The organism is Kitasatospora sp. NPDC051164 (assembly GCF_044455625.1).
Classification (GTDB): domain Bacteria; phylum Actinomycetota; class Actinomycetes; order Streptomycetales; family Streptomycetaceae; genus Kitasatospora.
Window position 1 is genome coordinate 1 of the sequence record NZ_JBITFB010000097.1, and the last position, 5,907, is coordinate 5,907.

A 5,907-nucleotide genomic window follows, 5' to 3' on the forward strand; every position below is an offset into this window, starting at 1 on the left:
CTGCACGGCGTGGACGGGCTGTGACGGATCGGTGGCGAGGGCCTCCAGGACCCGCAGCCACCGTCGTCCCAGGACCTCCACCGACGCCCGGTCGAACAACTCCGCCGCGAAGATGATCCGCACGGAGAGACCGTCGGCCTGCTCGGTGACATCGAACTGCAGGTCGAACTTGGCGAGTTGCTGGTCATCGGACACGGCCGAGGCTTCGATTCCCGGCAGGTCCAGGATCGCCTCGGCGTTGTTCTGCAGACTGAGCATGACCTGGAAGAGCGGGTGCCGGGCCATCGAGCGCGCGGGCGCCAGCTCCTCGACGAGGCGCTCGAACGGCACGTCCTGGTGGGCGAACGCGCCCAGCGCGGCATCGCGGACCCGGCCCAGCAGCTCGGCGAAGGTCGGGGCGCCGCTCAGGTCGGTGCGCAGGACCAGGGTGTTGACGAAGAGCCCGACGAGGTCGTCGAGGTTCTCGTCGGTGCGGCCGGCGATCGGCGTGCCGATCGGGACGTCCTTGCCGGCGCCGAGCCGGGAGAGCAGCACCGCCAGTGCCGTCTGCAGCACCATGAAGGACGTGACGCCCTCCGTCCGGGCCAGCTTCAGCAGCCCCGCCTGCAGTTCGGCGGGGACGGTCAGCTCGACCGTCTCCCCCCGGTTCGAGGCGACGGCCGGGCGCGGCCGGTCGAAGGGGAGCGTCAGCTCCTCCGGCAGGTCGTCCAGCGTCTCTCGCCAGTACCCCAACTGCTGTGCCAGCAGGCCTTCGGCGTCCTCCTCCGACCCCAGCAGCTCCCGCTGCCAGAGCGTGTAGTCCGCGTACTGCACCGGCAGCGGCGCCCACGCGGGCGCCTGGCCGCCCATCCGCGCCGCGTACGCGGCGGACAGGTCGCGCCCCAGCGGAGCCATCGACCAGCCGTCACCGGCGATGTGGTGAACCGTCACCACGAGCACGTGGTCCTGCGGCGACAGCGCGAACAGCTCGGCCCGGATCGGGAGTTCGGTCGCCAGGTCGAAGGGGTGCCCGGTGGCGCGGGCCACGGCGGCGGCCAGTTGCGGCTCGGTGGTCGCGGTGACGGTGAGCCGGCAGGTGAACTGGTCGGCAGGGCGGACGTGTTGGTGCGGCTGTCCGTCGACGGCGGGGAAGACGGTGCGCAGAGCTTCGTGGCGGGCGATCAGGTCGTGCAGTGCCGCCTGGAGCGCTTCCCGGTCCAGGGCGCCGGTGAGGCGGAGTACGGCCGGGATGTTGTAGGCGGCGCTGGGCCCGGTCAACTCGCCGAGGAACCAGAGGCGTTGCTGGGCGAAGGAGAGCGGAAGCCGCTCCGGCCGCTCGGCAGTGGTGACCGCAGGGCGTACCCCGGTGGCGGCGTCCAGCCGCTCGGCCAGGGCGGCGGGGGTGGGTGCTTCGAAGAGGGTGCGTAGGGGGAGTTCGGTGCCGAGGGTGGTGCGGATGCGGCTGGCGAGGCGGGTGGCGAGGAGGGAGTGTCCGCCGAGGTCGAAGAAGCTGTCGTCGAGGCCGACCGAGGGCAGGCCCAGGACCTCGGCGAAGACGGTGCAGAGCAGTTCTTCACGGAGGGTGGCGGGGGTGCGGTCGGTCTGGGCGGTGTAGGTGGGGGCGGGCAGGGCGCGGTGGTCGAGCTTGCCGTTGACGGTCAGCGGGAGCGCCTCCAGCACCACCACGGCCGACGGCACCATGTACTCCGGCAGCCGCTCGGCGGCCGCTGCCCGGGCCAGTGCGGGCAGTCCGGCAACGTCCGTCCCGGGGGCCGGGACGAGGTATGCGACGAGTCGCTTGTCGCCGGGGGCGTCCTCGCGGACGGTGACGGCGGCTTGGGCGACGGCGGGGTGAGCGGTGAACACGGCCTGGATCTCGCCGAGCTCGATGCGGAAGCCGCGGATCTTGACCTGGTCGTCGGCGCGGCCGACAAACTCGAGTTCGCCATCGCTGGTCCAGCGGACCACGTCGCCGGTGCGGTACATCCGCTCGCCGGGCTCGCCGTACGGGCAGGCCACGAAGCGTTCGGCGGTCAGACCGGGCCGGCCCAGGTAGCCGCGCGCCAACTGGGCACCCGCGATGTACAGTTCGCCGGCCACGCGCGGCGGCACCGGGCGCAGCGACGCGTCCAGGACGAAGAACCGGGTGTTGTGGATCGGACGACCGATCGGCACCGTCGATCCGGCAGCCGGCGGCTCTCCGGGTGTGTGGGCGACCTGCACGGTCGTCTCGGTGGGGCCGTAGATGTTGATGAGTGTGACGTTCCAGATGTCCGTGATCCGCCGGGCGAGGTCCGCGCTCAGCGACTCGCCGCCGGAGAACAGCCGCCGCAGGGAGTCGATACGGCCCTCGTCGAGGAGCGTGGCGAGCTGCGAGGGGACGAACTGGGCGACGGTCACCCGGTGTTCGGTGGCGTAGCGGAGCAGTCGGCGGGGGTCGCCGCCGAAGCCGTCGGGGAGCAGACAGACGGCGGCCCCGGAGGCCAGCGGGTGCCACAGCTCCCACACCGACGCGTCGAACGCGGTGGAGGTACGGGCCAGCATCACGTCGTCCGGTGCGAGCCCGTGGTCCGCGGCCAGCCACGCCAACTGGTTCGCCAGGCCGCCGTGGTGGATCACGACCGCCTTGGGGCGTCCGGTGGAGCCCGAGGTGTAGATGACGTAGGCGGGGTGTGCGGGCAGCAGCGGCCTCGTACGGTCGGCGTCCGTCACCGCGGAGTCGGACCGCTCGGCGAGCGCGGCGATCGTCTCCGCCCCGTCGAGTGCCAGCCGGGGCGTCGAGGTGCCGTTCAGGACGGCGGTGCTCGCCTCCGAGGTGATCACCAGGGTCGGCCGGGCGTCGTCCAGTTGGAAGGCGATCCGCGACACCGGGTGTGCCACGTCCAGCGGCAGGTAGGCCGCGCCGCTCTTCAGCACCGCCAGCATCGCCGTGAGCAGGTCGGCGGAGCGCGGCAGCGCCAGCGCGACCAGACTCTCCGGGCCGACGCCGGCGGCGATCAGGTGGTGGGCGAGGCGGTTGCTGCGGGTGTCGAGCTCGGCGTAGGTGAGCCGCTGGTCGACGTGGGTGAGGGCGATGGCGTCGGGGGTGCGGGCCACCTGGGTCTGGAAGAGTTGCGGCAGCGTGGCCGGCGGCACCGGCAGCGCGGTGTCGTTCCACCGTTCCAGGATCCGGCGCCGCTCCTCGGCGTCGAGGACGTCCGCCGTGCTGACCGGGGCCTGCGGGGCCGCCGTCAGCGCGGTCAGCACCCGGGCCCAGCGCTCGCCGAGCAGTTCGACCGTCGCGTGGTCGAAGAGGTCGGTGGCGTAGGTGATGCGGGTGGCGAGGCCGGCGGGGGTGCCGGTGGCGGGGTCGAAGGTCTCGTCGATCTCGAAGGCGAGGTCGAACTTCGCCGCGGGCGGGCCGGCGGGCAGGGCGGTGCTGTGGAGCCCGGGCAGGTCCAGGATCGCCTCGGCGTTGTTCTGCAGGCTGAGCATGACCTGGAAGAGCGGGTGCCGGGCCATCGAGCGCACGGGTGCCAGCTCTTCGACGAGGCGCTCGAACGGCACGTCCTGGTGGGCGAAGGCGGCGAGGCCGGTTTCGCGGACGCGGCCGAGCAGTTGCTCGAAGGTGGGGTCGTCGGTGAGGTCGGTGCGCAGGACGAGGGTGTTGACGAAGAAGCCGACCAGCTCGTTCAGGTTCTCGTCGGTGCGGCCGGCGATCGGCGTGCCGATGGGGATGTCCGGTCCGGCGCCGAGGCGGGAGAGCAGGACGGCGAGTGCGGCCTGGAGCACCATGAACATGGTGGCGCCGTTGCTGCGGGCGAGCTCGGTGAGGGCGGCGTGCAGGTCGGGGGCGATGGGCAGGTCGACCAGGGCGCCGTGCTGGGTGGCGACGGGCGGGCGCGGCCGGTCGAAGGGCAGTTCCAGCTCGGCCGGGATGTCGGCCAGGGCCTCGCGCCAGTAGGCGAGTTGTTCGCTGAGCAGGCTGTCGGGGTCGTGGTCGTCGCCGAGTAGGTCGCGTTGCCAGAGGGTGTAGTCGGCGTACTGGACGGGCAGGGGCTCCCATTCGGGTGCCCGGCCGTCGAGGCGCGCGGTGTAGGCGGTGGAGAGGTCGTGGCCGAGTGGGGCGAGGGACCAGCCGTCGCCGGCGATGTGGTGGATGGTGACGGTGAGGACGTGGTCGTCCGGTGCGAGGGTGAACAGTTCGGCGCGGATGGGGAGTTCGGTGGTGAGGTCGAAGGCTCGGGTGGCGGTGCGGGTGATCGCCTCGGCGAGCTCGGACTCGGTGAGCTTGTGCTCGGTGAGCTCGTGCTTGGCCGGCTCGGTGACGGCGAGCTCGAAGCTGAACCCGTCGGCGGGAAGAACGTGTTGGCGCGGCTGCCCGTCGGTGAGGGGGAAGAGCGTCCGCAGGGCCTCGTGGCGGGCGATCAGGTCACGCAGTGCCGCCCGGAGGGCCTCCTGGTCGAGGTCGCCGGTAAGGCGGAGAGCCGCCGGGATGTGGTAGGCGGCGCTCGGTCCGGTCAGCTCGCCCAGGAACCAGAGGCGTTGCTGCGCGAAGGAGAGCGGCACCCGCTCGGGTCGCGGCTGGGCAGCGGTGACCGCCGTGCGCACCCCGGCATCGGCGTCCAGCCGCTGGGCGAGGCCGGCCGCGGTTGGCGCCTCGAAGAGGGTGCGCATCGGGACCTCGATGCCGAGGGTGGTGCGGATGCGGCTGACGAGGCGGGTGGCGAGGAGGGAGTGGCCGCCGAGGTCGAAGAAGTTGTCGGTGGGGGTGACTCGGGGCAGGTCGAGGACCTGGGCGAAGACGGCGCAGAGGATTTCCTCGTGCGGGGTGGTGGGGGTGCGGTCGGTCTGGGTGGTGTAGGTGGGGGTGGGCAGGGCGCGGTGGTCGAGCTTGCCGTTGACGGTGACGGGCAGCGCGTCGAGGACCACGGTCGCCGACGGCACCATGTAGTCCGGCAGCTGTCGGCGCAGGAACTCCCCGACGGATGCGACGAGTTCATCGCTGCTGTGGCCGAGGGCGGCGACGAGGTAGGCGACGAGGCGCTTGTTGCCGGGGGTGTCCTCGCGGGCGATGACGGCGGCCTGGGCGACGGCGGGGTGGCCGGCGAGGACGGCCTGGATCTCGCCGAGTTCGATGCGGAAGCCGCGGAGCTTGACCTGGTCGTCGGCGCGGCCGACGAACTCCAGGTCCCCGTCGGCGGTCCAGCGGGCGAGGTCGCCGGTGCGGTACATGCGTTCGCCGGGCTCGCCGTAGGGGCAGGCGACGAAGCGTTCGGCAGTGAGGCCGGGGCGGTTGAGGTAGCCGCGGGCCAACTGGAGGCCCGCGAGGTAGAGTTCGCCCTCCACACCCGGCGGGACCGGCTCCAGTCGCGCGTTCAGCACGTACACCCGGGTGTTCCACACCGGCCGGCCGATCGGGACGGAGGCCCCGGCGTTCGGGGTGGCACAATCCCAGGCGGTCACGTCGACCGCCGCCTCCGTCGGACCGTAGAGGTTGTGCAGCGGCACGTCGAGCAGCGCCAGGAACTTGTCCCGCAGCTCGGCCGGCAGGGCCTCGCCGCTGCAGAACACCGACCGCAGGCTGGTGCAGTTCGCGACGGCCGGCTCCTGGGCGAAAGCCTGCAGCATCGACGGCACGAAGTGGGTGACGGTGACCTGCTGGCTCTGGATCAGATCGATCAGGTAGCCCGGGTCCTGGTGGCCGCCGGGGCGCGCGACCACCATGGTGGCGCCCTCCAGGAGCGGCCAGAAGAACTCCCAGACGGAGACGTCGAAGCCGAACGGAGTCTTCTGCAGCACGCGGTCCGTGGCGTCCAGCGGATACGCGGACTGCATCCAGGCCAGCCGGTTGACGATGGCGCGGTGGGGGATGGTGACGCCCTTGGGGCGGCCGGTGGAGCCGGAGGTGTAGATGACGTAGGCGGGGTGGTCGGGGTGGAGGGTGAG

Annotated in this window: 1 protein-coding gene; it reads right to left on the minus strand. The window is 72.3% G+C overall.

Going from position 1 to position 5,907, the window contains the following annotated elements; translation table 11 throughout:
* Positions 1-5,907: amino acid adenylation domain-containing protein (locus ACIBEC_RS47425; RefSeq protein ID WP_396290880.1), on the minus strand; the 5,907-nt coding region annotated here is incomplete at both ends.